24 protein-coding genes and 3 tRNA genes are annotated in these 24,762 nt (G+C 59.4%); 9 read left to right on the top strand and 18 right to left on the bottom strand.

Translation table 11 applies throughout. The annotated features are described in order from the left end of the window. Positions 1 to 24 precede the first annotated feature (24 nt). The gene (locus tag EOL43_RS05700; RefSeq protein WP_133486440.1) at positions 25 to 1,851 is read right to left on the bottom strand and encodes an ABCB family ABC transporter ATP-binding protein/permease; all 1,827 of its coding nucleotides are present in this window, start codon (positions 1,849 to 1,851) and stop codon (positions 25 to 27) included. Positions 1,852 to 1,935: 84 nt separating this feature from the next. Here EOL43_RS05700 and EOL43_RS05695 point away from each other — a divergent pair, with 84 nt between their 5' ends. Further along, positions 1,936 to 2,265 (top strand): ArsR/SmtB family transcription factor, encoded by a 330-nt coding sequence (locus EOL43_RS05695; RefSeq protein WP_133486438.1) that lies wholly within the window; start codon positions 1,936 to 1,938, stop codon positions 2,263 to 2,265. A 124-nt stretch (positions 2,266 to 2,389) separates the two neighbouring features. Here EOL43_RS05695 and EOL43_RS05690 read toward each other — a convergent pair whose 3' ends face one another. After that, positions 2,390 to 3,556 carry a LysM peptidoglycan-binding domain-containing protein gene (locus tag EOL43_RS05690; RefSeq protein WP_133486436.1) on the bottom strand — a complete coding sequence of 389 codons (1,167 nt, stop codon included), beginning with the start codon at positions 3,554 to 3,556 and terminating at the stop codon, positions 2,390 to 2,392. Between the two features lie 108 nt (positions 3,557 to 3,664). On the opposite strand from EOL43_RS05690, the gene EOL43_RS05685 reads away from it, so the two are divergent. Then, positions 3,665 to 4,222 carry an LOG family protein gene (locus EOL43_RS05685; RefSeq protein WP_133486434.1) on the top strand — a complete coding sequence of 186 codons (558 nt, stop codon included), beginning with the start codon at positions 3,665 to 3,667 and terminating at the stop codon, positions 4,220 to 4,222. On the opposite strand, the gene rarD is transcribed toward EOL43_RS05685, so the two are convergent. The 8 genes from rarD to EOL43_RS05645 all read right to left on the bottom strand — a co-directional run bounded on the left by rarD (position 4,186) and on the right by EOL43_RS05645 (position 12,335). After that, positions 4,186 to 5,100 (bottom strand): EamA family transporter RarD, encoded by a 915-nt coding sequence (gene rarD / locus EOL43_RS05680; protein WP_133486432.1) that lies wholly within the window; start codon positions 5,098 to 5,100, stop codon positions 4,186 to 4,188. The two genes, EOL43_RS05685 and rarD, sit on opposite strands and share 37 nt — an antisense overlap. A gap of 102 nt (positions 5,101 to 5,202) precedes the next feature. Continuing rightward, positions 5,203 to 5,802: a superoxide dismutase gene (locus tag EOL43_RS05675; protein ID WP_133486430.1), complete on the bottom strand. Its 600-nt coding sequence runs from the start codon at positions 5,800 to 5,802 to the stop codon at positions 5,203 to 5,205. A gap of 117 nt (positions 5,803 to 5,919) precedes the next feature. Continuing rightward, on the bottom strand, positions 5,920 to 6,345 hold the full coding sequence (locus EOL43_RS05670; RefSeq protein ID WP_133486428.1) for a hypothetical protein: 426 nt from the start codon (positions 6,343 to 6,345) through the stop codon (positions 5,920 to 5,922). A gap of 59 nt (positions 6,346 to 6,404) precedes the next feature. Continuing rightward, positions 6,405 to 6,848 carry a hypothetical protein gene (locus tag EOL43_RS05665; protein WP_133486426.1) on the bottom strand — a complete coding sequence of 148 codons (444 nt, stop codon included), beginning with the start codon at positions 6,846 to 6,848 and terminating at the stop codon, positions 6,405 to 6,407. A 65-nt stretch (positions 6,849 to 6,913) separates the two neighbouring features. Continuing rightward, positions 6,914 to 7,468 (bottom strand): sarcosine oxidase subunit gamma, encoded by a 555-nt coding sequence (locus EOL43_RS05660; protein WP_133486424.1) that lies wholly within the window; start codon positions 7,466 to 7,468, stop codon positions 6,914 to 6,916. Continuing rightward, entirely contained in the window at positions 7,461 to 10,493 is a 3,033-nt protein-coding gene (locus EOL43_RS05655; RefSeq protein WP_133486422.1) for a sarcosine oxidase subunit alpha family protein, read from the bottom strand. The genes EOL43_RS05660 and EOL43_RS05655 overlap by 8 nt, the downstream gene beginning before the upstream one ends. Then, positions 10,490 to 10,813 carry a sarcosine oxidase subunit delta gene (locus tag EOL43_RS05650; protein WP_133486420.1) on the bottom strand — a complete coding sequence of 108 codons (324 nt, stop codon included), beginning with the start codon at positions 10,811 to 10,813 and terminating at the stop codon, positions 10,490 to 10,492. The genes EOL43_RS05655 and EOL43_RS05650 overlap by 4 nt, the downstream gene beginning before the upstream one ends. A gap of 274 nt (positions 10,814 to 11,087) precedes the next feature. Then, the gene (locus tag EOL43_RS05645; RefSeq protein ID WP_133486418.1) at positions 11,088 to 12,335 is read right to left on the bottom strand and encodes a sarcosine oxidase subunit beta family protein; all 1,248 of its coding nucleotides are present in this window, start codon (positions 12,333 to 12,335) and stop codon (positions 11,088 to 11,090) included. Positions 12,336 to 12,557: 222 nt separating this feature from the next. Here EOL43_RS05645 and ccmI point away from each other — a divergent pair, with 222 nt between their 5' ends. From ccmI to EOL43_RS05625, 4 genes are all read left to right on the top strand, one after another. Then, the gene (ccmI, locus tag EOL43_RS05640) at positions 12,558 to 13,814 is read left to right on the top strand and encodes a c-type cytochrome biogenesis protein CcmI (protein ID WP_133486416.1); all 1,257 of its coding nucleotides are present in this window, start codon (positions 12,558 to 12,560) and stop codon (positions 13,812 to 13,814) included. After that, positions 13,811 to 14,278 carry a Holliday junction resolvase RuvX gene (gene ruvX, locus EOL43_RS05635; protein WP_133486414.1) on the top strand — a complete coding sequence of 156 codons (468 nt, stop codon included), beginning with the start codon at positions 13,811 to 13,813 and terminating at the stop codon, positions 14,276 to 14,278. The genes ccmI and ruvX overlap by 4 nt, the downstream gene beginning before the upstream one ends. Further along, entirely contained in the window at positions 14,275 to 14,508 is a 234-nt protein-coding gene (locus EOL43_RS05630; RefSeq protein ID WP_133486412.1) for a DUF1289 domain-containing protein, read from the top strand. Before ruvX ends, EOL43_RS05630 begins: the two co-directional genes overlap by 4 nt. Before the next feature lie 79 nt (positions 14,509 to 14,587). Then, entirely contained in the window at positions 14,588 to 14,956 is a 369-nt protein-coding gene (locus EOL43_RS05625; protein ID WP_133486410.1) for a hypothetical protein, read from the top strand. A gap of 355 nt (positions 14,957 to 15,311) precedes the next feature. Here the strand turns inward: EOL43_RS05625 and ispG are convergent, their stop codons facing one another. From ispG to hemA, 3 genes are all read right to left on the bottom strand, one after another. Then, complete coding sequence (gene ispG / locus EOL43_RS05620; protein ID WP_133486408.1) at positions 15,312 to 16,427, bottom strand: flavodoxin-dependent (E)-4-hydroxy-3-methylbut-2-enyl-diphosphate synthase; 1,116 nt, start codon at positions 16,425 to 16,427, stop codon at positions 15,312 to 15,314. Between the two features lie 95 nt (positions 16,428 to 16,522). Next, a complete protein-coding gene (locus EOL43_RS05615) occupies positions 16,523 to 17,731 on the bottom strand; it encodes a helix-turn-helix domain-containing protein (RefSeq protein WP_133486406.1) in 1,209 nt (402 codons plus the stop codon). Positions 17,732 to 17,838: 107 nt separating this feature from the next. Next, positions 17,839 to 19,062 (bottom strand): 5-aminolevulinate synthase, encoded by a 1,224-nt coding sequence (hemA, locus tag EOL43_RS05610; protein ID WP_133486396.1) that lies wholly within the window; start codon positions 19,060 to 19,062, stop codon positions 17,839 to 17,841. A 270-nt stretch (positions 19,063 to 19,332) separates the two neighbouring features. Here hemA and EOL43_RS05605 point away from each other — a divergent pair, with 270 nt between their 5' ends. Then, on the top strand, positions 19,333 to 20,709 hold the full coding sequence (locus EOL43_RS05605; protein WP_133486394.1) for a M20/M25/M40 family metallo-hydrolase: 1,377 nt from the start codon (positions 19,333 to 19,335) through the stop codon (positions 20,707 to 20,709). A gap of 59 nt (positions 20,710 to 20,768) precedes the next feature. Here EOL43_RS05605 and EOL43_RS05600 read toward each other — a convergent pair whose 3' ends face one another. From EOL43_RS05600 to EOL43_RS05585, 4 genes are all read right to left on the bottom strand, one after another. Beyond that, positions 20,769 to 20,981, bottom strand: a complete 213-nt coding sequence (locus EOL43_RS05600; protein WP_133486392.1) for an RND transporter — start codon at positions 20,979 to 20,981, stop codon at positions 20,769 to 20,771. Between the two features lie 82 nt (positions 20,982 to 21,063). Then, a tRNA-Asp gene (locus EOL43_RS05595) sits at positions 21,064 to 21,140 on the bottom strand. Positions 21,141 to 21,292: 152 nt separating this feature from the next. Beyond that, positions 21,293 to 21,369: transfer RNA gene (locus EOL43_RS05590), tRNA-Asp, on the bottom strand. Positions 21,370 to 21,581: 212 nt separating this feature from the next. Beyond that, a tRNA-Val gene (locus EOL43_RS05585) sits at positions 21,582 to 21,657 on the bottom strand. A 158-nt stretch (positions 21,658 to 21,815) separates the two neighbouring features. Here EOL43_RS05585 and EOL43_RS05580 point away from each other — a divergent pair. Beyond that, positions 21,816 to 22,817, top strand: coding sequence for a GlxA family transcriptional regulator (locus tag EOL43_RS05580; protein ID WP_133486390.1), 1,002 nt, complete (start codon positions 21,816 to 21,818; stop codon positions 22,815 to 22,817). Between the two features lie 4 nt (positions 22,818 to 22,821). Here the strand turns inward: EOL43_RS05580 and speB are convergent, their stop codons facing one another. Continuing rightward, positions 22,822 to 23,793, bottom strand: a complete 972-nt coding sequence (gene speB, locus EOL43_RS05575) for an agmatinase (RefSeq protein ID WP_133486388.1) — start codon at positions 23,791 to 23,793, stop codon at positions 22,822 to 22,824. Positions 23,794 to 23,995: 202 nt separating this feature from the next. On the opposite strand from speB, the gene EOL43_RS05570 reads away from it, so the two are divergent. Next, on the top strand, positions 23,996 to 24,748 hold the full coding sequence (locus EOL43_RS05570) for a hypothetical protein (RefSeq protein WP_133486386.1): 753 nt from the start codon (positions 23,996 to 23,998) through the stop codon (positions 24,746 to 24,748). The last annotated feature ends 14 nt before the right edge of the window (positions 24,749 to 24,762 follow it).

Genomic DNA, 24,762 nt, shown 5'->3' with positions numbered 1-24,762 from the left:
TTTCGTCTCTAGCTGTTGGGAGGATCAGCCCGCTAGAGCTTGCGGCTCTTCCTCGCTGGCTTGACGCGCCCACATCGCGGCGTAGCGGCCGCCATGCTCCAGAAGTTCGTCATGGGTGCCTTGTTCGACAATGACACCAGCCTCCAGCACCACGATCTCGTCCGCATCCACGATGGTCGACAGGCGGTGCGCGATGGTGATCACGGTGCGCCCCTGCCCCATCTCGCTTAGGCTGTCCTGAATGTCGCGTTCGGTCTGGCTGTCCAAGGCCGAGGTCGCTTCGTCCAGCAGCAGAATTGGCGGATTCTTCAGAAGCGTCCGCGCAATGCCCACACGCTGCTTTTCACCGCCCGACAGTTTCAGCCCGCGTTCGCCCACTTGGGTCTCATAGCCCTCGGGCAGTTCCATGATGAAGTCGTGGATCTTGGCCGCCTTGGCAGCGGCTTCGATTTCGGAACGCGACGCGTCGGGGCGGCCATAAGCGATGTTGTACAGCACCGTATCGTTGAACAGGACTGTGTCCTGCGGCACCACGCCGATCTGCGCGTGCAGGCTGTCCTGCGTCACGTCGCGCACGTCCTGCCCGTCGATGGACAGACCTCCACCATTCACGTCATAGAAACGGAACAGAAGCCGCCCGATGGTGGACTTGCCTGACCCAGACGGGCCGACGATGGCCACGGTTTTCCCCGCGCCCACATCCAGTGACACGCCTTTCAGGATGGGCCGCGCGGCGTCATAGCCGAAATGCACGTCGTTGAAAGACAACGCCCCGCCAGTCACGGCGATCTCGGACGCATCGGGCTTGTCAGTCACATCAGCGGGCTGTTCCAGCAGGTCGAACATCTCGCTCATATCCACCAGCGCCTGCCGGATCTCGCGATAGACGGTGCCAAGGAAGTTCAGCGGCATGGTGATCTGGATCATATAGGCGTTGACCATGACGAAATCGCCCACGGTCAGCTGCCCGTTCTGCACGCCAATGGCGGCCAGAACCATCACCGCGACCAGACCGCCAGTGATCAGAAAGGCTTGACCGAAGTTCAGGAAAGCCAGTGAATACGAGGTTTTCAACGCGGCTTGCTCATAGCCCGCCATCGCACTGTCATAACGCTCGGCCTCGCGTTTCTCAGCGCCGAAATATTTGACGGTTTCGAAGTTGAGAAGGCTGTCGATGGCCTTCTGGTTCGCGTCCGTATCCTGATCATTCATTTCCTTGCGGATGCGCACACGCCATTCGGTCACTTTGAAGGTGAACCAGACATAGGCCCAGATCGTCACAACAACGACGGCGAGGTACCAGACGTCAAAGGTCACAAACAGGATCAGTGCGATCAGGCCAAGTTCAAGGATCAGCGGCCCCATCGAGAAGAGCATGAAGCGCAACAGGAACTCGACCCCCTTCACACCACGCTCAATGATACGGCTGAGGCCACCGGTCTTGCGCGTGATGTGATAGCGCATGGACAGGCGGTGAATGTGGGTGAAGGTCTCAAGCGCCAGTTGGCGCAAGGCCCGCTGGCCAACGCGGGCAAAGATTGCATCTCGCAGTTGCTGAAATCCGTTGGTCATCAGACGCGCCATGCCGTAGGCCAAGGTCAGACCGACCGCCCCGGCCCCAAGCATATAGGCCGGCGCCGTGCTGTCGCCCGCCAGCTCGTTCACCGCCCAGCCATAGAACCACGGCGTTGCCACGGCGACGATCTTGGAAAGCAGAAGCGCCAGCATGGCCAACACGACGCGGCGTTTCACCCAGGGGTGCTCGGCCGGCCAAAGATAGGGGGCGACGCGCCGGATGGTACGCCAATTGTTGTCTGGAAGCTCGGTCGAGGTGATGCGGCTGGGCGCCATAAGGCTGCTCCTTGCTGATGTGCGATTTCGCAACGACCTAAGGTCGGTCTTGCTTTATTTCAACATTTCATCAATAGTTGAAGCATGGAACAGAGTCGAGTCCTGAAATCCCTGTCTGCCATGGCCCATGACACGCGGCTTGAGATCGTGCGTCTGCTGGTGCCGCGTGGCGATGACGGGCTGTGTGCTGGTGACATTGCGCAAACGCTGGGGGTATCCGCCTCGGGCCTGTCATTTCATTTGTCGCAATTGGAGCAAGCGGGGCTTTTGACATCGCGCAAGGAAAGCCGGCATGTGATCTATGCGGCGGACCGGGCGGCCCTTGGGGGTGTCATTTCCTATCTTTTGAACGACTGCTGCGCTGGGGCTGCCGAGATTTCCGGCTGCATCGCGCCCCGCGCCCAGAAGGTATAGAGGGGCGTCGCCCCTCGCCCTTGGCTAGGGCTTCGCCCGTTCTCAGGCGAAACTGTCCCCCGGACAGTTTCCAGGAAGCCTTCGAACCCCAAGGTATTTACAACAAGAAAATGAGGGCAGTGCTTTACTCGGGGATCGTGAAGACCTGCCCGGGATAGATCAGGTCCGGGTCACGGATCTGATCGCGGTTCGCTTCAAAGACGCGGACATAGAGCACCCCTTCCCCAAGATTGTCCCGGGCGATGGCCCAAAGGGTTGAGCCGGGTTGCACCGTGACTGCCTCGACCCGGGTGCGAGTGTCCACCGCGGCGGTTGCGGCGGCGATCTGCGCAACCTCTTCGCGTTTGAACGGGGTTTCCGTGCGCGACGTTACAGTGCCATCGGGGGCAAGTTCGTCCACGCGCAAGGTGTAGATGCCGGCCGCGACATCGGGCAAAGGCAGGCGCCATTGGCCGTCTTGAGGAATGGGCGCGGTTTTGATCGGCGCGTTGTCCAGATAGACCCGCAAGGCCCCGCCCCCTGAGGCACGGCCGGACAAGGCGACCTCGCCCTGATCATCATAGGAAATCGCGTCGATGATGACGTTCTGTACGGTCAGATCGCCCGCATCGTCCTGCAGGACGGTGATCCCATCGTTATCCGCCAAAAGAACACGCGGTGCGGCGGGAGCTTCCGGGGCGGCAGGTGTTTCCGGAGCGGCGGGCTGTGCTGGGGCGTCCTCAGCGCTGGCAACCTCAGGCGCCTCTGGCGCGGCGGTCGGTGCTGGCATGCGCGGTTCGATCAGAACGGTCTGCGCAGGGGCTGCATCTTCTACTACCTCGCCTGCGTCATTCATCATCTGCAGGCTCAATTGGCCGGGCTCTGTGACCTGCAGATCCAGCAAGGCGACGAAGTTGCCAGCATCATCCGCGGTCAGCGTTTCAACCGGCGCACCATTGAACGACAGCTGTACGCTCGCACCCGGCGCCGCATGCCCGGCGACCACAGCGCGTCCGTCGGGATCGACACGGACGACGTCAAAGGCTGGCGCATTGGGAGACCCTGAAGGCTTGGTCGGGGCGGCATCGGAGGACGTTTCAGCCTCGGCGGTCGTATCCTCGGCCGTCGGCGCGACCGGTTGCTCGACAACGGGGGTGTCTTGGGCGGTCTGTGGCGTGTCGACCGGTTCGGACACCGGCGCCTGAGCACGCTGATCAAAGCTGCAATATCCAAGCGCAGCCACAATGACAGCAGCCCCGACACCAATCCAAATCTTGCCAACGCCCGCAGCGCCGCCTGAGTTTTCAGCCATTTACATCCCCTGTTGCGATCTTACTGTCGCGTTGTCTTGCCCGACCCTAACAATACCGCTAACACCGGTCAAAAGATCATTCCGATATATTCGCACCCGGAGACCCTGATGACACAACATACAGCCTCGATCTGCGTTTACTGCGGCTCTCGCATGGGGAATGACCCCGCTTATCGCGCCAGTGCGGAAGGCTTGGGTAAAGCGCTGGCCGACAATAGCTGGCGGCTGGTTTATGGGGCCGGAGACGTGGGGTTGATGGGGGAAGTCGCCAAGGCAGCGCAGGTTGCAGGTGCCAACACCTTTGGTGTCATCCCCGAGCACCTTTTGAACTGGGAAGTCGGCAAGCGTGATCTTACCAGCTTCATCGTGACCGAGAATATGCACGAGCGTAAAAAGGTGATGTTCATGAACTCGGACGCGGTGGTGGTGCTGCCCGGCGGCGCTGGATCGTTGGACGAGTTCTTCGAAATCCTGACATGGCGTCAGCTGGGCCTGCACAAGAAACCCATCCTGCTGCTGAACGTGAACGGGTTCTGGGATCCGCTGGTTGGACTGTTGGATCACGTGATCGATCAGGGCTTTGCCGAGGACAGCCTGAAGGGCTTCGTCACCGTCGTAGATAATGTGGATCAGGCGGTCGCCGCTTTGCGCACCGCCCTGTCCTGACGATAGGCACCCACTGAGTAGATGGCCAAGGCAGCCCAGATCAATGGGAAGGCGATCATGTGCCAGATGGTGATCGTTTCACCCAGAATGGCGACCGCGCAGAGGAACTGAAGGCTGGGGTTCAGGTATTGCACCACACCGACGGTCGACAGTTTCAGGCGGCGCGAGGCATAGCTGAACAGCATCAGCGGACCACCCGTCAGAAGGCCAGATCCGATCAGCATCGCGCTGGAGACAAAATCCGAGCCGAACACAGAGCCATTACGACCCACGATCCCTTCCCAGCCTTGGGTATGCGTCCCCCACAGCCAGATCAGCGCAAGCGGTGCCAAAAACAGCACTTCGGCCACGACGGTAACCACGGGGCCGGCCGCGATCAGTTTCTTGATCACGCTATACGTCGCGAAGGTGCCGCCCAAAAGCAGCGCCAACCACGGTGCAACGCCTAACCCGATGGTCAGGGTCAGGACCGCTCCGGTCGCCAGAAGCACAGCGGTCAGCTTGCTGGCGGACAGCCCTTCTGCAAAGAACAGCATACCCAGCGTCGCCATGATCAGCGGAAAGATGAAGTAACCGAGGCTGGCCTCGACCACCATCCCGACCTGTACCGACAGGATAAATCCGCCCCAGTTGACCGAGATCATCACCGATGCCAGAAGCACCAGAAACGCCGTGCGGCCGGTCATCAGCGCGGGCAACTCTTTCAACCGCCCTTGTAGCGCCAGATAGAGCCCCAAAAGCACCAGTGACCAGAGCGAGCGATGGCTGAGCAGCTCAAGCGGCGGCACATCGGCCAGCGCGTAATAATAGAGCGGAGACAGACCCCAGACCGTGCAGGCCACGATAATGGCGATGACGCCTTTGGTTGTGTCGCTCATGCGGCCCTCCTGCCCTTCCCGGAAGACTTTGCACAAAAAAAGCGGCCACCCAAGGGGCAGCCGCATCTAATCTTGTGATCTCGGGCATCACGCCCGTTTGGGTTACAGGCGCGAGGCCACGTTTTCCCAGTTCACCAAGTTGTCGAGGAAGTTCGACAGGTAGGCCGGACGTTTGTTGCGGAAGTCGATGTAGTACGAGTGCTCCCACACGTCACAGCCCAGCAGTGCGGTCTGGCCGAAGCACAGCGGGTTCACGCCGTTTTCGGTCTTGGTCACTGCCAGCGACCCGTCAGCGTTTTTCACCAGCCACGCCCAGCCCGAGCCGAACTGACCCGCGCCAGCAGCCGAGAACTGCGACTTGAATTCGTCAACCGAACCGAAGCTTTCAGTGATCGCTTTTTCCAGCTCACCCGGCATGGCAACCTTGCCCGGGCCCATCATTTCCCAGAACTGGTTGTGGTTCCACAGCTGCGAGATGTTATTAAAGATACCGTTCTGCGCGACAGCTTTGTCGTCATAGGTGCCAACAATGATCTCTTCGAGGGTCTTACCCTCCCACTCGGTGCCAGCGATCAGCTTGTTGCCGTTGTCGACATAGGCCTTGTGGTGCAGGTCGTGGTGAAACTCCATGGTTTCAGCCGACATGCCAAACTCGGCCAGTGCGTCGTGAGCGTAAGGAAGATCGGGAAGTTCAAAAGCCATTTTGGGCCCCCTGTTCAATGCGTGTTTCCGTTGCCCTTAGATGGGGCAGCAAAGGTGGTATGGTCAAGGGTTGCAGGCATTTTTTCAGCCGCTTTCATGCATCCCCTGACCCATTACTCACTTCTTCTGGACGCATTTCCCTTTCGCACGGAAGGTATTGGTGAAGCGAATGGGCTTCATGGTTTCGGTTGCTTGCAGCGTTCCTTTGGTGACGGTCAGACGATAAACCATATTCTTAACCAGCATCTGCTTACGTTCCGTCGTGGTGATCGGCACATTCCGCACGTTCCAAGAGAACGTGTAACGCTTGTTGTTGTTCACCGAGATCTTCGCTTCGATCGGCTTGCCGTAGATCTCTTTGATCAGCCCATCAAACACCATGGCCTTGTCCGAATTCGGATCAAACTCGACCACGGTCTCGGGTGGGATCCAGGCCCCGTCATTCGCCCCAGTCGGGGCAAGCTCGCAAACATAGACCGTGGCTTGTGCGGACAGCGGGACAAGCGTGCTCATCGCAAGAACGGCAGCGAAGATTTTGTTCATTGGTAAACTCCATAATCAGAAAGGGTGAGATTAGTTGATGGTGATACACACCCTGTGCATCACCGGATTTTGCAGGCCCCCGTTAGGCGGCGGGATTGTTCAAAATACTTTACAAGAGTAACTGCCCTGAGAATGGCAGTAAGATCTTCTGGATCGATGGAAACGGTATAGAGAACGCGCCGCGAACTGGCACCCAAAGGGCGGCGGGAATCGACTGGCATGCTTTCATTTACCGTCTCAACTTCAAAAACGTCGCGCGTTCTTATGTCGTCGGTTGCGCGGCCTTCGATCGGGTGCCCATCATCGGTTTTGACGATGTTCCCCAGAACCCAAACGCGGTCATTTCGATCTACGTTGATTGACAGAGAAGACGGAACCCACTTCCGATCATTGGCGCGCACTTTAAAATTGCAATCATACGATTCTGCCGCTGCAAATGACGTTAAAAACAAGGATGAAAACAGCGTAGACGCCAGTAATTTCATAAAAAAAGCCTCAATCAACCTAACAGTGTGCTAGATTGATTGAGGCCTGAATTCAACCCTAAAACGAGGGCGGTATTCAGTTTTTAGAATACCTCACCACCCGGCTGGGCCGCGTCTTTCAGCAGATCGAATGCATATTGGGCAACCGATCGAAAGCAGACAAGAACCGCGGTCTCGTCATCTTCCAGGTAGAAGGCCGCCGGGATCTGCGCGATGCGGGTGCGGCGCAGCATGCCGGGCTGCATGACCGAGGTATCGGCAGGTGCAAGCTTTGCGATCACTTCGCGGCAGGCAGTGCCCTTTACGCGGTAAACAGCGCGCGCGTCCGAGACGTTGACCACCAGGGAATGCTCGTCGCCCAGCGATGCCGTCGCAGCTTCGACAATGCCCGGTGCTTCGGCGTGATCGACGATCAGCAAAAGCTCGTCCGGTGACATCCAGCCCACGCGGCCTTTGGCCCCTTCGGTCACTTCGCCCTGACCCGGCATAGCGGCGCCCGTGACGGCTTTCACCGCCTTGGCAACACCTTTCGAGGCCAGATCACCACGCAGGGTGATCATGCCAGTCAGGCCAGCCTCTTCGACTTTGCAATAGCCGTCAAACGACGCGCCTTGGAGTGCGGAAACTGCGTTAGACATTTTGCTTCGCTCCCTCTTTGTCATAGAAGACCGGATCACAGATCCGCGCCTTGATCACCGTGTTCGAGCCATCCACCGTGGGGAAGTCGATGACCTCGCCCATACGGTCGGGACCATGCAGAACCAGACCCATCGCGATGCCTTTTTTCAGCGTCGGCGAATAATAGGTCGAGGTCACGCGCCCGATCATGTTGCGCTGGCCGTGGACATTGTTGCCCTCGCCCACTGCATAGGCGCCATCCGGCAGGACGGATCCGTCCAGCGTTTCCAGACCCACCAGCTTCCAGCGCTCAGGATCGGTCATGTGCGAGCGCTCTTGCGCGCGTTTACCAAGGAAGTCTTCCTTCTTCTTGGAGATCGCCCAGTTCAGCCCTAGATCCTGCGGGATCACGGTGCCGTCGGTTTCGTCGCCGATCATGATAAAGCCCTTCTCGGCGCGCATGATGTGCAGACACTCGGTGCCGTACGGCATCACACCGAACTCTTCACCGGCCTCCAGCAGCGCATCCCAGAAGGCGCGGCCTTGGCAGGCAGGTACGGCGATCTCGTAGGACAGTTCGCCCGAGAACGAGATGCGGTAGGCGCGCGCGTCGAAGTCACCGATCTTGCCGTCAGCCCACTGCATGAAGGGCAGTGCTTCGGCCGACAGATCCATGCCACCGCCAGCTTGTGCATTGAGCTTCTCAAGCACCTTGCGGGCGTTGGGGCCAACCACGGCGACCTGCGCCAGCTGCTCGGTCACGTTGGCAACATAGACTTTCCAGTCCCACCATTCGGTCTGCAGCCATTCCTCCATCCACGCGTGGATGCGGTCGGCGCCACCCGAGGTGGTGTGGCACAGCCACGTGTCTTCGTCGATACGGGCCACAACACCGTCGTCCGACAGGAACCCGTTTTCCGAGCACATCAGGCCATAGCGGCATTTGCCGATTGCCAGGTTCGACATCATGTTGGTGTACATCATGTCCATGAACTTGCCCGCGTCGGGGCCTTTCACGATCAGCTTACCCAGCGTGGACGCGTCCAGCAGGCCAAGGTTCTCGCGGGTGTTTAGCACTTCGCGATGCACCGCTTGCTCGTTGGTTTCCCCCGGCTTGGCGTAGCAATAGGGGCGACGCCAGTGGCCGACGGGCTCCATATACGCGCCCGCGTCTTCATGCCATTGATGCATCGGCGTGCGACGGATCGGCTGGAAGATTTCGTGGCGCGCTTCGCCTGCAATCGCACCGAAGCTGATCGGCGTGTAAGGCGGGCGGAAGGTGGTGGTGCCGGTGGTCGGGATCTCTTGATCCAGAGCATCCGAAAGCACCGCCAAGCCGTTGATATTCGACAGCTTACCCTGATCGGTCGCCATACCCAGCGTGGTGTAACGCTTGGTATGCTCGACGCTTTCATAGCCTTCACGCGCGGCCAGCTGAACGTCGGACACCTTCACGTCGTTCTGATAGTCCAGCCACATCTTCATGCGCTTCTTCGGACCTGCGCCCTGCGGCATGATCCAGACTGGTGCCATCGGCTGTTCGCTTTCAGCGTCAGCTTTCGGGCCAGCCTTGCGGATGGCCTTGCCACCAGCTGCTTTGCCCGCAGCCTTACCGGCCGCATAAGCGTCTTCCAGCGTGTCGGCCAGCGACATCGCGCCCGAGGCCGTGCCTGCGGTCACAACAAACGCTTCGCCGTCATGGCTGGTCGGTGCACGGTTCGGATCGGGACGGAAATGGGCCTGCGCCTCATCCCAGATCAGCTTGCCTCCGCAATGCGACCACATGTGCACGACCGGGGACCAGCCGCCGGACATGGCAACTGCATCACATTTGATCTCTTCCAAGGCCGAGCCCTCGCCCGCCTGCAGGCAAACCGATACGCCAGTGACGCGCTTGCCGCCATGCACTTTGGCGATGGCTTTGCCAGCCTCAACGCGGATGCCAGCAGCACGGGCCGCTTCGGCCAGCGGGCCAGTGGCTTCCGCGCGGGCGTCCAGAACGACGGGCACTTCCAACCCGGCCTCTTTCAGCGTCAGCGCCGTGCGATAACCGTCGTCATTGTTGGTCACGACCACAGTGCGGTCGCCAATCGACACGCCCCAGTTCACCACGTAATCGCGCACGGCCGAGGCCAGCATGACGCCGGGAATGTCGTTTCCTGCGAAGGACAGCGGACGTTCGATGGCTCCGGTAGCGGTCACGATCTGCTTGGTACGGATGCGCCACAGACGGTGACGTGGACGTCCGTCGCCCGGGGTGTGATCGGCCACGCGTTCGTAGCCCAGCACGTAGCCGTGGTCATAGACGCCCGAGGCCATCATGCGGGTGCGCAGGGTGACGTTCTCCATGCCTTCCAGTTCGGCCAGCGTTGCGTCGATCCAGTCGTCAACCGACTGACCGTCGATCTCGCCGCCATCAACTGCTGCACGGCCACCCCAGTGGTGGGTTTGCTCCATCACCAGCACTTTTGCGCCCGAACGGCCAGCAGCCAGAGCCGAGGCCAGACCGGCCACACCGCCTCCGATGATCACGACATCGGTGTGGAGGTAATAGTGCTCGTAACGGTCCGCATCGGCCTCGGTCGGAACCTGGCCCAGACCGGCGGATTTACGGATGATCGGTTCAAACACGTGTTTCCACGCGGCAGCCGGTGCCATGAAGGTCTTGTAGTAGAAGCCAGCGGGCAGGAAGCGCGCAGCATAGTTGTTCACCACGCCCACGTCGAACTCGAGGCTCGGCCAGTGGTTTTGCGAGGTGCAGGTCAGACCGTCAAACAGCTCGGTCGTGGTGACGCGCTGGTTGGGTTCAAAGCGCTCGCCCTTCCCCAGATTAACCAAGGCGTTCGGCTCTTCCGCGCCAGAGGCCACTACGCCACGCGGACGGTGGTATTTGAACGACCGGCCCATCAGCATCTGGTCTTCGCCCAGAAGGGCTGCGGCCAGCGTGTCGCCCTCGTAGCCCTTCATGCGTTTGCCGTTGAAGGTGAAGTTTTTCGGTTTCGAACGGTCGATCAGGCGACCGCCTTGTGCCAGACGGGTGCTCATTCGTAGCCCCCCCACTCAGGATGTTTCTTCTTGATCTTGGCGACCAGCTCTTTCGGCGGCTCATAGGTCTGGGCCGGATAGGTGCCGTAAACCTCAAGCGTCATGGTGTTGCGCGCCGCGTGGAACCACTTGCCGCAGCCCGAGACATGCCGCCAGCGCTCAAAGTGAACGCCTTTCGGGTTCTTGCGGTGGAACAGATAGGTCTCGAACTCATCATCGGACGAGCCGGGGCCAAAACGCTTCAGATGCGCTTCGCCGCCGCCATGCAGGTCCGTTTCATCGGCCATCACGCCGCAATATGGGCATTCAAGGATCAGCATTTTGCAGCTCCAATCGTGTGTTTCTCTAGCTCGGCCAAAAAAGCGGGCCGCGTTAGGCAGACTTCATCTGCGCCATCACCAAACGAAATGAACGCAGTAACCATTTCAGTCTCGGGCGAGTATTCGAAGACCATCGTATTGTTCTCGTAGGTCGCAGGTTCACCTGCATCCCACCCCTTACTTAGACGCTTCACAACGTCCTTGTATTTGATGCGATCACCGCTCAAGAGTTCCCCATGCATCGGATGGAGTTTGTTGGTTTCTTGCCCCACCATCAGTGCGCCACCCCCGCAGCCACGCTTTCGTCGATGAAGCGTCCTTCGGTGAAACGGTCTAGACCGAACTCGGCGGCCAGAGATCCCGGCTCGCCCTTCGCGACGGTTTCAGCCATGGCCCAGCCCGATCCGGGGATCGATTTGAAGCCGCCGGTGCCCCAACCGCAGTTGATGAAGCAGTTGCCCAGTGGCGTCTTACCGATGATGGGTGAGCGGTCTCCGGTCACGTCCACGATGCCGCCCCACTGGCGCAGCATTTTCAGGCGCGAGATGATCGGGAAGGTCTCGACCAGTGCGCGGACGGTCTCTTCCACGTGGTGGAACGATCCGCGCTGGGTGTAGTTGTTGAACCCGTCGGTGCCGCCACCAATGACCAGCTCGCCTTTGTCCGATTGGGACATATAGCCGTGCACGGTGTTGGCCATGACGACCACGTCGATGCAGGGTTTGATCGGCTCAGACACCAGCGCTTGCAGGGCAACACTTTCCATCGGCAGACGGAAGCCAGCCATGTCGGCCAAGTGACCCGCGTTGCCCGCGACAACCATCGCCAGCTTGTCGCAATCGATCTGACCCAGCGTGGTGTCGACGCCTTTGACAACGCCATTTTCAGACCGCACGCCGGTCACTTCGCATTTCTGGATGATGTCCATGCCCATATCGGAACACGCACGGGCATAGCCCCAAGCCACCGCATCGTGACGCGCGGTGCCCGCACGTTCCTGCCACAGCGCACCCAGAACGGGATAGCGCGGGCCGTTGATGTTCATGATCGGCACCAGTTCTTTCACGCGCTGGGGCGAGATGAACTCGGTCTTCACGCCTTGCAGAGCGTTGGCATGCGCCGTGCGCTCGTACCCGCGCACCTCGTGCTCGGTCTGGGCCAACATCATGACGCCGCGGGGCGAGAACATGACGTTATAGTTCAGGTCCTGCGACATCGTCTCATACAGAGAACGTGCCTTTTCATAGATCGCCGCCGAGGGATCCTGCAGATAATTCGAGCGAATGATGGTGGTGTTACGGCCGGTGTTCCCGCCGCCCAGCCAACCTTTTTCGATGATCGCCACATTGGTGATCCCGAAATTCTTGCCCAAATAATATGCCGTGGCCAACCCGTGGCCCCCAGCCCCTACGATCACCACATCGTACTTCTTCTTGGGCTTGGGCGATTTCCACGCCCGCTCCCAACCGGTGTGATAGCGCGCAGCTTCCCGCGCAATGGCAAATGCCGAATAACGTCGCATGCGATTCCCCTGTCTGGGTTTTCGGTTTGTGTCGGTTTTACGCCGAAGCGACATGACACCATCCAAGATCAGCGTCATTTGATCGGAAAAAGACGACATAATCCACAAATCGCGTCACTTTTCCGGCATGCCGATTGTCGCAGGCCCTGATCTGGGGTTTTGCGACGGCCCGTAGCGCATTACATGGAGTGAGCTACGAATGAAAAGCCGCGCGGAGGATACATGGATAACTTGGCATTCTGGGCCATCATTGGCGCAGCCACCTTGGCGACCATCCTTGTTCTGGCGCGGCGCTTGCTGGCGGTATCTTCCGGCGACACGTCTAAGGACGAAGCCGAAATGACGTCAGACATGAAGGTCTATCGCGACCAACTGTCTGAACTGGATCGCGATATCGCTCGGGGCACCGTGTCAAAAGAAGATGCCGACCGCGCCCGTGTTGAAATCTCGCGCCGTCTGCTGGACGCCGATAAAGCCGCGAAAGCCCGGAAGGCCGCGCAGGACACGCCCAAAGGTCTGACCCGCGTCACGATGGGCCTTATCGCCATTATTTTGGCGGCTGGCAGCTTTGGCCTTTACTGGACCATCGGTGTGCCGGGCGCCCCGGATTACGGACGCGCCAAGCGTATCGCGATCAGTGACGAGGTGCGCCAGAACCGCCCTTCGCAAGAACAGGCAGAAGCGCAGATGCCCGTCTGGGGTGGACCTCCGATTGATGCGCCTGCTGACTATCTTGAGCTGGTCGACGGGCTGCGCAAAGCCGTCGAAGGGCGCCCTGACGACCCGCGTGGGCTGGACCTTCTGGCGACCCATGAAGCGGCGCTTGGCAACATGGTTGCCGCACGCAAGGCCATGAGCCAACTGCTTGAGATCAAAGGCGATACCGCCACGCCGGATGACTACGCCCGTCAGGCGGAGCTGATGATCAATGCCGCTGGCGGCTTCGTCTCGCCCGACGCTGAAGCCATGCTGCGTGCAGCCTTGGAACGCGACCCAACCCACGCCTTCGCCCGTTTCTATACTGGATTGATGTTCGCCCAGAACGGCCGCCCGGATCTGGCGTTCCGTATGTGGCGTCGCCTGTTGGAAGAAGGTCCGACCGACGCAGAATGGTGGCCTGCCATCCGCGATCAGATCGGTGACCTCGCGGCCCTTGCGGGCGAAGACTACATCCCGCCCTCCGCCCCTGAAAGCGACCTTAGCGGCCCCAGCGCTGATGACATCGCGGCGGCAGAAGACATGTCCGAAGAAGACCGGGCTGAGATGATCCAAGGCATGATCACACGCCTCTCCGACCGGCTGGCAGCCTATGGCGGCACGCCTGCGGAATGGGCCCGCCTGATCATGGCGCTCAGCGTCGTGGGCGAGACGGACCAAGCCGCAGCGATCTACGCCGAGGCGCAATCCGTCTTTGCCACCCAGCCCGAGGCCCTGACCATCGTGACCCGTGCGGCCCAACAGGCGGGAATCGCGGAATGATCTATGAGAGCATCGAAGAGTTTGCAGCTGCCCTGCCCCCCATGACGGCCCTTGCCGGGCTCGATCTGGGGACCAAGACCATTGGCGTCGCGGTCTCGGACAGTTTCCGTCAGGTGGCGACGCCACTGGAAACCATCAAGCGCAAGAAGTTCACGCTGGACGCCGAACGCCTGCTCGAGATTGCCAAGGACCGCCAGTTGGGCGCACTGGTGCTGGGCCTGCCCCGCAATATGGACGGAACGGAAGGCCCGCGCTGCCAGTCTACCCGCGCTTTCGCCCGCAATCTTGAGAAACTGACGGACCTGCCCATCGGTTTTTGGGACGAACGGCTGTCCACCGTGGCCGCCGAACGTGCCCTGCTCGAGGCGGATACGTCTCGAAAACGTCGCGCCGAGGTCATCGACCACGTCGCTGCCGGGTATATTCTGCAAGGTGTATTGGATCGGTTGAGGCATCTAGGATGACGGACGACGTCTGGAAAAGAAACGAAATCGCAAGCCCCTGCGTGAAGATCTGCGTGGTCCATCCCGAGGCCCGGATCTGCACCGGCTGCTATCGCACGATCGAGGAAATCGGGGGTTGGTCCAGAATGACGGACGACCAACGCGCGCGCATCATGGGCGAGCTGGACGCCCGCAAATCTAGCCTGACCAAACGGCGCGGTGGACGCCGAGCACGCCTGAGCCAAGGCTGATCACTGCCCCTCACCGCAACGTGACAGCACGTCATGGCACGGCACGCTAGACTGTCCTGACATGTTTCAGGAGCGTCTTATGCGAACCCCCTTGGCCATCATACTCTGCGCTTTTCCCACGCTCGTCGCGGCGAGCGATTGGAACACCCGCGCGGATGACCAGCCATTGTCTACGGCAGAATTGCGCGAACAATTGGTAGGGAACACTCTCGTCTTTTTCGACAATGGGCAGTCCGTCTACGCGGTGAATGGAGAATACTCCTACACCTATGGCGAAGGCGGCACGTGGCTGGGGCATTACGAGTTGAAAGAGGATGGCGTTGCCTGCACCACTTTCGTCACTGGAAGCACACGATGTGATCTGATCGTCCAGAGCGGCACGCGCATGATCCTGATCACAGAAGACGGACTACGCTTTCCCATACGAGATATCATTCCAATCAAGTAAGCGCGCTCGGCCATGCCTCGCGCCCAGCAAGGCGATGGCCGGCTGCGCCGGTCGGGGGCGCTGCCCCGCATGAGTTTCCTGCGGAAACTCATGCCCCCCGGGATATTTTTGAGCAAGAAAATGAAAAAGGGGGGCCCCAACCGCCCCCCTCTGAAAATGAGTTTCTCATTTCCTTGCACGGCCATCGGCGTCCCCGCCTGTTCCGCGTCCCCAATCTTACAAGACTAGGTTAACAATTTCTTATTTTCTTGCGGCAATTATCCTAGGGGTTCGAGGGCTTCCCGGAAACTGTCTAGGAGACAGTTTCGCCTGAGAACGGGCGGAGCCCTGAGTTGGCTCGAGGGGGCAAAGCCCCCTATTCTGCCGCTTCCGCCTCGATCTCGGAGGCGCGTTTCTCAACCAACTCTACGATATGGTCGACCATTTTGTAATTGTCGAGCTTATGGTCCTGTTTTCCAGCGACATAGACCATGCCAGATCCAGCCCCACCACCGGTAAAGCCGACATCGGTCATCAGCGCTTCGCCGGGGCCGTTTACGACACAGCCGATGATCGACAAGCTCATGGGGGTATGGATATGCGCAAGGCGTTCTTCCAGCGTGGCCACAGTCTTGATCACATCAAAGCCCTGACGCGCGCAGGACGGGCAGGAGATGATATTGACACCACGGTGACGCAAACCAAGGGATTTCAGGATCTCGTAGCCGACTTTAACCTCTTCGACAGGATCCGCCGACAGGCTGACACGGATCGTGTCACCGATGCCGGCCCACAGCAGGTTGCCCAGACCAATGGCCGATTTGATTGTGCCGGAGACGAACCCGCCTGCCTCGGTAATCCCCAGATGGATGGGGGCATCGGTGGCCTCGGCGATGCCGTGATAGGCGGCGGCCGACAGAAACACGTCCGAGGCCTTCACGCTGATTTTGTATTCCTGGAAATCGTTGTCTTCCAGAATGCGGATATGCTCGAGCCCACTTTCCACCATCGCCTCGGGGCAAGGTTCACCATATTTTTCAAGCAAATGCTTCTCGAGCGAGCCCGCGTTTACGCCGATCCGGATCGAGCACCCGTGGTCCTTGGCAGCCTTGATCACTTCGCGTACGCGGCCTGCATCGCCGATATTGCCCGGGTTGATCCGCAGGCAGGCAGCACCGGCTTCAGCGGCCTCAATCGCGCGTTTATAGTGGAAGTGGATGTCGGCCACGATGGGGACCGGGCTTTCGGCCACAATCTCTTTCAGCGCGGTGGTCGAGCCCACATCGGGGCAGGAAATGCGGACGATGTCAGCGCCCGCTTCTGCGGCAGCAAGCACCTGTCCCAGCGTGGCCTTTACGTCCGAACTGTCTGTGTTGGTCATGGTCTGCACCGCGATCGGCGCGCCGCCACCTACAGGCACATTGCCTACCATGATCTGCCGGGATTTCCGGCGCTCAATATCACGCCACGGACGAATGGGATTGTGAGACATGTGTAGAATTCCAGCTGGCTTCTCTTGCTCAGACAGATAGCGCGCGTTGCTACCCGCGACAAGGCGCGCCCTAAAACAGATCGCTCAATAAGTGATTATTCGGCGGCTTGCAGCTCGGCCACGACAGTTGCTAAATCGGCATCTCCGTCCAGATCGGCAAGCGCAAAGTTCTCACGCACCGCGTCCTGAGACAGGGCAATATTCTTGACGACGGTCGCGCCAGCACCCGCAGGACCATAGGCCGCGCCATTCACCGCGAAATAGATTGATCCCGCATTGCCGGACCGCATGATCGGCGCCTGTTCGGTCTTGGGCAGGACATAGGTTTCGCCCGCGTCGAGGATCTTTTCGAAGATCACGCTGCCATCAGCGGTCTGGATACGGATCCATGACGGGCGGACGGCAAACACAGCCACATCTGCGGCATCTGCCCCAAGCACCTGAACTTTACCTGCGGCTGGCGCTGCGCTGGCAAGGCGCGTATCGCTTTCCGGGAAGCTTTCTTCGATGACAGGAAGCTCAGGCGTTTGAAGCCCAGCCAAAACGCCAACAGAATTCGGGTTCAGCGTCGAAATCGGTGCGTCGCGATGGTTCAGAACCGGCACGTCCAGCGCCTGCGGGCGATAGAGGCGGTCCAGAGCCTCGACAGTCGGCGGCGCGGTCAGGCCAGCGGCGGCGACTTGGGTGTTTTCACCGTCGGCAGCAAGGGGAGCGTTTTCCAGCTCAGGCAGCTCAGACAATACCCCTGGCGTCTGTTCAATCGGTGCGAAATCAACCCGCTGAACTTCCTTCAGCATAGCCCATCCGCCATAGCCCAGCCCACCGATCAGCAATAGCAGCATCGAAATCGATCCGATTGCGCCCGGCTCGATGCCAGCGAAAATGCTTTCCTTTTGGGGGACCCAAGTTGCGTTCGGATTGGACAGGGGATCTCCGCGATGTTCAGAGGCCGGCGACGCCTTTTTCTCGCTGACCAGACCATTGGACAGGCCGCGATCCACTTCAAAGCCAGCTTCGGCGCAGAAGGTCGAATAGGCCCATTCGGGATCAAGCCCCAGATAACGCGCATAAGAGCGGACATAGCCCGCGATGAACCCCTGCGACGCGAAGGCCGAGGGGTCTGCGTTTTCAATGGCTGCGATGTAGTTGGCTTTGATCTTTAGCTCGCGCTGAACGTCCAAAAGAGACTTCCCAAGCGTTGCACGTTCACCGCGCATCACATCGCCCAACAGGACCTCGTAGGAATCGAACCCCGTAGGTTGTTCTTCTTCCTCGACCTGAGACGTGCTCCAACGCCCGATCATGCCAACTGCTCCTGATGCCTCTTGTCCCTAGGAAACGATTCGTGGTCCATCGTTTCCCTGTGGGGAAAGTAACACATCACGGAAATTTGTGTATATTAACTTTCAGCTTACGCCGACAGTTCGGCACGATTTAGCTCACAATGCGACCACAGGCTGTCCAGCGCGCGGACAAGCTTGTCCATTTCGTCCGGACCGTGCACTGGCGAGGGCGTAAACCGCAGCCGTTCTGTGCCACGCGGAACCGTCGGGAAATTGATCGGCTGAACGTAAATCCCGAAGTTTTCCAACAACATATCCGACAACTGCTTGGTATGTACCGGATCCCCAACGATCACCGGCACAATGTGCGAGCCGTGATCGATGATCGGCAGGCCCATCCCTTTCAGGCGGGTCTTCAGGATCTTGGCTTGGGTCTGGTGCTGGTCACGCAGCGACTGGTCAGTCTTCAGATGCTTAACCGATGCCGCGGCCGCAGCTGCCACCGACGGCGGCAGAGATGTCGTGAAGATGAAGCCGGGCGCATAGGAACGCACCGCGTCACACATCTTGGCCGAGGCCGCGATATAGCCGCCCATCACACCATAGGCTTTCGCCAGCGTGCCGTTGATGATGTCGATGCGGTGGGCCAGGTTGTCACGCTCGGTGACCCCTGCCCCGCGCGGGCCATACATGCCTACAGCGTGGACTTCGTCGATATAGGTCAACGCGCCAAACTCGTCAGCCAGATCGCAGATTTCTTCAATCGGGCCGAAATCGCCGTCCATCGAATAGACGCTTTCAAAGGCGATCAGTTTCGGGGCGGCGGGATCGTCGGCTTCCAAAAGCTCGCGCAGATGGGCGACGTCGTTGTGACGGAAAATACGTTTGGCACCGCCATTGCGACGCACGCCTTCGATCATCGAAGCGTGGTTCAGCTCGTCCGAATAGATGATCAGGCCGGGGAACAGCTTGGGCAATGTCGACAGGGTCGCGTCATTGGCGATGTAGGCCGAGGTAAAGACCAACGCGGCTTCCTTGCGGTGCAGGTCGGCCAGCTCGGCCTCAAGTCGCTTGTGATAGACCGTGGTGCCCGAAATGTTGCGCGTACCGCCCGAACCGGCGCCGGTGGCGTCGATGGCTTCGTGCATGGCTTCAAGAACAACTGGATGTTGACCCATACCCAGATAGTCGTTGCCGCACCATACGGTGACCGGCATTTCGCTGCCATCAGGCTTGGTCCATGTCGCATGAGGGAACTGCCCTTTGCGGCGTTCAATCTCGATGAAGGTGCGATAGCGCCCTTCCTCATGCAGGCGCGACAGCGCCTCGTCCAGCTTGTTTTCGTAGTCCAATTTACCCTCCCGGGCCGTTTCATCCTGTTCCCTGCGCAGCTTATACAGGGATTCCCCCGCAAAACACATTCAAAAAAACGTATGTCGCGCCTGTTCGCTTACCCATCCTCCGGGACTTTGAGCGGTTTTACATTGATCCACCTCAAACGAAAGCCTTTTCATCACGAGCGCGACAACTCGTCCATGGGACCTTCGGACAGGATCGTATCTGGACAGCGGCGACGGCAGTGATAGGCTCGGTTCAAATTTTCCCGACACCGGAGACATACCATGTCGCTTGATCAAGTTCTGGACCGCATTGATGCGGACCTTCCCGACGCACTCGACCGTTTGATGGAGCTTCTGCGCATCCAGTCGATTTCCACCGACCCCGCCTTTGCAGATCACTGCGTGACCGCTGCTGACTGGCTGGCAAATGATCTGAAAACGATTGGTTTTCAGGCAGATAGGCGCGACACCCCCGGCCATCCGATGGTTGTGGGGCATGGCGGCGACGGGGATCGCCACCTGCTGTTCTATGGCCACTATGATGTGCAACCCGTCGATCCGCTGGACAAGTGGGACCACGACCCGTTCGCCCCGTTTGTCGAAGACACCCCCAATGGCAAGATCATCCGCGCCCGCGGCGCATCGGACGACAAGGGCCAGTTGATGACCTTTATCGAGGCCTGCCGCGCATGGAAAGAAGTGCATGGATCGTTGCCTGCGAAACTGACCATCTTCCTTGAAGGGGAAGAGGAATCAGGCTCGCCGTCGCTGGTCCCCTTCATGGAAGAGAATCGTGATGAGCTGACCGCCGACATCGCTTTGATCTGTGACACCTCGATGGTCAGCCCCGGCGTGCCCTCCATCGCCAGCCAGCTGCGCGGCATGCTGAAGGACGAATTCACGCTGGTCGGACCGTCGCTGGATCTGCACTCGGGCCACTATGGCGGTCCGGGCCTGAACCCGCTGCGCGAAATGTCCCGCATTGTCGCCAGCTTCTATGATGACGAGACCGGCAAGGTCGCGGTCGAGGGCTTCTATGAAGGAGTCCATGACACTCCGGCGGATCAGCTGGAGGCATGGGAAAACTCGGGCTTCGATCAGAAAGCTTATCTGGACAATGCGGGCTACACGCAGAGCCACGGCGAGAAAGACCGCTCGTGTCTGGAACAGCAATGGGCGCGCCCGACGCTGGAAGTGAACGGTATCTGGGGCGGCTATAACGGCGTCGGCTCGAAGACCGTGATTCCGTCGGAAGCACATTGCAAGATCACCTGCCGCCTTGTGGGCGATATGGACCCTGACAAGCTGCGCGACCGCGTGCGCGCCCATGTCGAGGCGCAGTTGAAGCCGGATATGAAAGTGATTTGGGACAACGATCTGGAAGGCTCGCCCGCCGCCGTTATGGATATCACCCGCCCTGAATTCAGCGCCGCCCAGAAAGGGCTATCGGACGAATGGAATCGCGACGCGGTCTTTGCGGGTATGGGCGGATCGATCCCGATCGCGGGCTATTTCAAGTCGATCCTCGGCATGGAAAGCATGCTGGTGGGCTTTGCCAATGACGACGACAAGATCCACTCGCCGAACGAAAAATACGACCTGCAGAGCTTCCACAAAGGGATCCGCAGCTGGGCGCGTATCCTGGCGGAACTGGCCTAAACTCAGCTAGATCGCGAAAACACCCAAAACCCCGGACGCTCCCGCGCTCCGGGGCTTTTTTATGCCCGCTTCAGGCGTACCAGTTTCAGAATCAACAAGATCCAGGGCGCGCCGTGCAGCAGCAAATCGAAGATATCGACAGGCTTCACCAGCGTGCCAGAGGCCAGCATCACCAGCTTCTCCCAGATATGCGGTGGGGCGAAGGGGGCTAGTCCCAGTGTCAGGCAGGCAATCAAGATCAGGGAAAAGGGCATTTCGTCGATGAAGGACATAAGGGTCTCCTGATCCAAAGGGTTACACCACACGGGTTCACCCGCCTTAACAGGCCAAAGCATTTGACGAAATGTGGTGAAGTGGCGCGGTTGACGGGGCTCGAACCCGCGACCCCCGGCGTGACAGGCCGGTACTCTAACCAACTGAGCTACAACCGCGCGTAGCGGTGGGAATAGCCCGAGGCCCGCGGGGGGTCAATGGGGAAAAATGCGGTTTCGGTTGAAAAAGTTCCGGCGTCGACTGGGGCTGCATTTCGACACCCCAACAACGAAAAAACCCCGCCAAAGGCGGGGCTTCTTTCGGGCAGTGGTGGCGCGGTTGACGGGGCTCGAACCCGCGACCCCCGGCGTGACAGGCCGGTACTCTAACCAACTGAGCTACAACCGCTCACTGCCAGTCTTGCGACTGTTTGGGCGTTCTATTCGCACCCACCGGAGGCGTCAAGCGGCCTTTTGCAGATTTCGAATTATTTTTTGATGACCCGATCATTGGCGCGAAACGTGGCCAAACATGCCCCCTGCCCGCGTATGACGAACAGCCAGGGCGTCTGAACACATATGCCCCGCGTAGGGACAACATACGATGCTTTGGGGAAGGAATGGTGGGTGATGAGAGACTCGAACTCCCGACATCTTCGGTGTAAACGAAGCGCTCTACCAACTGAGCTAATCACCCGCCGTGGGACGCGACATATCGCTATTCGCCGGGGCTTGGCAAGAGGTGAAATCCACTTTTTTCATTTTCTGACGCACACGCATTAAAACTGGACGCTGAGTTACTTTGTGTGCATGGCAAAGCACGCTAAACTGCGTTCGTTAGCTATCAGGTTTGCCATGCAAGAACCCGTCGTTCCAAAGGGCGTTGCCCATGTCGTCGTCACCCCTCCGGCCGAGCCCGAAACGATTGTTTTCGTGCTGCTGGACAACTTGTCGATGCTGGCGTTCACCTCGGCCATCGAGCCTTTGCGCATTGCGAACCAGTTGACAGGGCATATCCTGTATCGCTGGACCACCATGTCGGCAGATGGCGAAAATGTGCGCTGCTCAAATGGGATCGAGATCGGCATTGATCGCCCCATTGGCGAGACGCCCGCCAACAGTCGGGTCTTTGTGTGCTCGGGTGTTCAGCCTGAACGTTCCCTGTCGACAAAGGTCGCGGACTGGGTGCGCCTGCAGTGGCGCTTGGGGCGCACAGTTGGGTCGCTCTGCACTGGGGCCTATACGCTGGCGAAGGCAGGCATTCTAGGCGGACATAAGTTCACCCTGCACTGGGAAAACATCGCCCCTTTTCGCGAGCATTTCCCGGATCTGGATCCGGTCGAGCAGCTTTACACCATCGACAATCGCGTCCTGACCTGCGGCGGTGGAGCGGCGGCGACCGACCTGTTTTTGCGGCTGATCTATGACACGCATGGGCCCGTGCTGTCGCAGGCTGTGTTGAACATGTGCCTGCACACCGTCCAACGGTCCGAGACCGATCGCCAGCAAAGCTCGACCTCGGCCACGATCGGGGTGCGCAATGACAAGCTGGTGCGGGTGCTGACCTATTTCGAAGAAAACCTCGAGGACAGCGTCAATCTGGACATTGTCACCGAAGAGCTAGGCATCTCGCGCCGCCAAATGGAACGCCTGTTCCGCCACCATCTGAACACGACGCCGAAGAAATACCTGCAGGATTTGCGCTTGCAACGCGCCCGCATTCTTCTGGCGGAAACGGACATGCCGGTGGTCGATGTGGCCATCGCTTGTGGCTATGATTCTGCGGCCTATTTCTCGAAACGGTTCCGCGAGACCTTCGGCATGTCCCCCCACCGGTTTTCGGCCGGCGGGGGATAAGGCTTTATCCGGCCTGTTTGTTGTGGAAGATGAACCCCAAGAAGTTCAGCAATAGCTGTGCGGCGAGAATCTGAGTGCTTTCGGTCGGATCATAGGCAGGCGCGACCTCGACCAGATCAATGCCGACCACATCGCCACGCTTGCTGAGCCCCTGTAGGATCTCCAGCACGTCATAGTACGCAAAACCGCCATGGCTGGGCGTGCCGGTCCCCGGCGCAATCGACGGGCAGAACGCGTCAATGTCGATTGTCACATAGTACCGCGCGCCTTCGGGAATACGCTCCAACACGCCGTCCGTGCCCAGCTTGCGCACCTGCCGCACCGACAGGATGTCCGAGCCGCGCGCCCGCGCGTCGTCATAGCCTTCTTTCGCGGTCGAGGACACGTTGCGAATCCCCAGCTGAGTCATGCCCGAGACATAGTCCTTCTCGATCGCGCGACGCATTGGGTTGCCGTGGCCCTCGGTCACGCCATGGCGTTCGTCGACAAAATCCAGATGGGCGTCGATTTGCACCACGTGAATCGGCCCATTTTCGGCGCAGTCCTCTTCAAAGGCGCGAATACAGGGAATGTTGATCGAGTGATCCCCGCCGATGGTCACCGGCAACGCGCCTGCGTCCAAAATCTTCTTCACGCCATATTCGATGTTGGCGTGGCTTTTACCGGTCATGGTGTGGACGATATCCGCGTCACCCAGATCGACGATCCGCACGTCACTGCCAAGATAGGTCGCGTCATCTTCATGGTCATACGCACCCGCATGGCCGAAGCTGAACAGGGTCGAGGCCTCGCGCACCGCCCTCGGGCCAAACCGCGCGCCGGACCGGTATTGGCAGCCGAAATCGAACGGAGCGCCAAGAACGGCCACATCGGCGTCAATCTGATCCCAATTTTCTACGTAGGGCTTCTTGCCAAAGGTGGCGATTCCGACAAATGGCAGGTTCAACCGACCGCCTGCATAGCCGTGTTCTGACATGCGTTCCTCCTGTTGCGTGACCGGAGAAGTGAACCGGAAAACCTGCAAAGAGGAAAGCAAAATTCGCCGAAGCTTGGCATACATTTACCCTATGTTTCGCGTGCACTTGGGCTTGAACCGGGGACCCGCCGCGCCCTAGATTGGTCCAAGCGGCGCGGCGCGCGTGTTTGCAACCTATGACGACTGAGTATTGGGGCCCGGTTTGAGCGAACTTCTTTTTGACGGCACCTCTCTCCGGGTCATTGGAAGCTCGGTTGACCGCCCAAAACTGTTCGTCACTTTCGACCATTGGCGGCGCCATCGTGCGTCATTCCCGGACTACACACCCTCCAAGACCGCTCTGGAGCACGGCTATGGGCATATCTACGTCCAAACGGACCAGAATGACTGGTTTCTGAACCAAGACACCACCCGATTGCGCGCGTTTCTGTCAGAGCTGTGTCAGGGAAAGGAAAGCTGCTCGGTCGGGTTCTCAATGGGGGGATATGGAGCGCTTTTGTTCGCCAATGCGCTGCGCCTGCGTCGGGTTCTACTGCTGTCTCCGCAGTATTCCATCATGCAATCGAAAGCGCCCTACGAGGCAGGATATCAGGAAGAAGCAGCGTTGTTGGATCCTGCACTGGACCAACTTGAGCCTTTGGAAGAGGGCCACCGTCTGCAGGGCATCATTGCCTATGATCCAAGGCAAGCTCCACAGGATCGCCTGCATGCGGACCACATTCGCGCGCTGCACCCAGACCTTCAGCCGGTCGCCCTGCCCTTTGGCGGTCACACAGCGCTGAAGCATATGGATGGCACGGGCGTCATCCACGATATTATACGGACCTTTATCGAAGACGATCTGTCAGCTGGTGCGATGCGGGGCGTGCATGGCCTGATCGGGCGCAATTCGACGCGCTACAAGCAGCGCATGAAGGCCTATCTTGACCAGAGACGCGCGCGCAGCACCTCTTAATCAAGAGCGCCATC

The organism is Aliiroseovarius marinus, from assembly GCF_004360145.1.
Classification (GTDB): Bacteria; Pseudomonadota; Alphaproteobacteria; order Rhodobacterales; family Rhodobacteraceae; genus Aliiroseovarius; species Aliiroseovarius marinus.
The sequence above is the reverse complement of the archived record's forward strand: the minus strand, read 5'-3'. Positions and strand labels throughout refer to the sequence as shown.

What these genes read in the sequence shown, in the direction of transcription:
- EOL43_RS05650 (WP_133486420.1), bottom strand. Translation starts at nt 10,813, where the DNA reads ATGCTGATCCTTGAATGCCCATATTGCGGCGTGATGGCCGATGAAACG.
- EOL43_RS05660 (WP_133486424.1), bottom strand. Translation starts at nt 7,468, where the DNA reads ATGTCTAACGCAGTTTCCGCACTCCAAGGCGCGTCGTTTGACGGCTAT.
- EOL43_RS05645 (WP_133486418.1), bottom strand. Translation starts at nt 12,335, where the DNA reads ATGCGACGTTATTCGGCATTTGCCATTGCGCGGGAAGCTGCGCGCTAT.
- EOL43_RS05675 (WP_133486430.1), bottom strand. Translation starts at nt 5,802, where the DNA reads ATGGCTTTTGAACTTCCCGATCTTCCTTACGCTCACGACGCACTGGCC.
- EOL43_RS05695 (WP_133486438.1), top strand. Translation starts at nt 1,936, where the DNA reads ATGGAACAGAGTCGAGTCCTGAAATCCCTGTCTGCCATGGCCCATGAC.
- EOL43_RS05685 (WP_133486434.1), top strand. Translation starts at nt 3,665, where the DNA reads ATGACACAACATACAGCCTCGATCTGCGTTTACTGCGGCTCTCGCATG.
- ruvX (WP_133486414.1), top strand. Translation starts at nt 13,811, where the DNA reads ATGATCTATGAGAGCATCGAAGAGTTTGCAGCTGCCCTGCCCCCCATG.
- speB (WP_133486388.1), bottom strand. Translation starts at nt 23,793, where the DNA reads ATGTCAGAACACGGCTATGCAGGCGGTCGGTTGAACCTGCCATTTGTC.
- rarD (WP_133486432.1), bottom strand. Translation starts at nt 5,100, where the DNA reads ATGAGCGACACAACCAAAGGCGTCATCGCCATTATCGTGGCCTGCACG.
- EOL43_RS05580 (WP_133486390.1), top strand. Translation starts at nt 21,816, where the DNA reads ATGCAAGAACCCGTCGTTCCAAAGGGCGTTGCCCATGTCGTCGTCACC.
- EOL43_RS05655 (WP_133486422.1), bottom strand. Translation starts at nt 10,493, where the DNA reads ATGAGCACCCGTCTGGCACAAGGCGGTCGCCTGATCGACCGTTCGAAA.
- EOL43_RS05605 (WP_133486394.1), top strand. Translation starts at nt 19,333, where the DNA reads ATGTCGCTTGATCAAGTTCTGGACCGCATTGATGCGGACCTTCCCGAC.
- EOL43_RS05690 (WP_133486436.1), bottom strand. Translation starts at nt 3,556, where the DNA reads ATGGCTGAAAACTCAGGCGGCGCTGCGGGCGTTGGCAAGATTTGGATT.
- ccmI (WP_133486416.1), top strand. Translation starts at nt 12,558, where the DNA reads ATGGATAACTTGGCATTCTGGGCCATCATTGGCGCAGCCACCTTGGCG.
- EOL43_RS05670 (WP_133486428.1), bottom strand. Translation starts at nt 6,345, where the DNA reads ATGAACAAAATCTTCGCTGCCGTTCTTGCGATGAGCACGCTTGTCCCG.
- EOL43_RS05700 (WP_133486440.1), bottom strand. Translation starts at nt 1,851, where the DNA reads ATGGCGCCCAGCCGCATCACCTCGACCGAGCTTCCAGACAACAATTGG.
- EOL43_RS05630 (WP_133486412.1), top strand. Translation starts at nt 14,275, where the DNA reads ATGACGGACGACGTCTGGAAAAGAAACGAAATCGCAAGCCCCTGCGTG.
- EOL43_RS05625 (WP_133486410.1), top strand. Translation starts at nt 14,588, where the DNA reads ATGCGAACCCCCTTGGCCATCATACTCTGCGCTTTTCCCACGCTCGTC.
- ispG (WP_133486408.1), bottom strand. Translation starts at nt 16,427, where the DNA reads ATGTCTCACAATCCCATTCGTCCGTGGCGTGATATTGAGCGCCGGAAA.
- EOL43_RS05600 (WP_133486392.1), bottom strand. Translation starts at nt 20,981, where the DNA reads ATGTCCTTCATCGACGAAATGCCCTTTTCCCTGATCTTGATTGCCTGC.
- EOL43_RS05615 (WP_133486406.1), bottom strand. Translation starts at nt 17,731, where the DNA reads ATGATCGGGCGTTGGAGCACGTCTCAGGTCGAGGAAGAAGAACAACCT.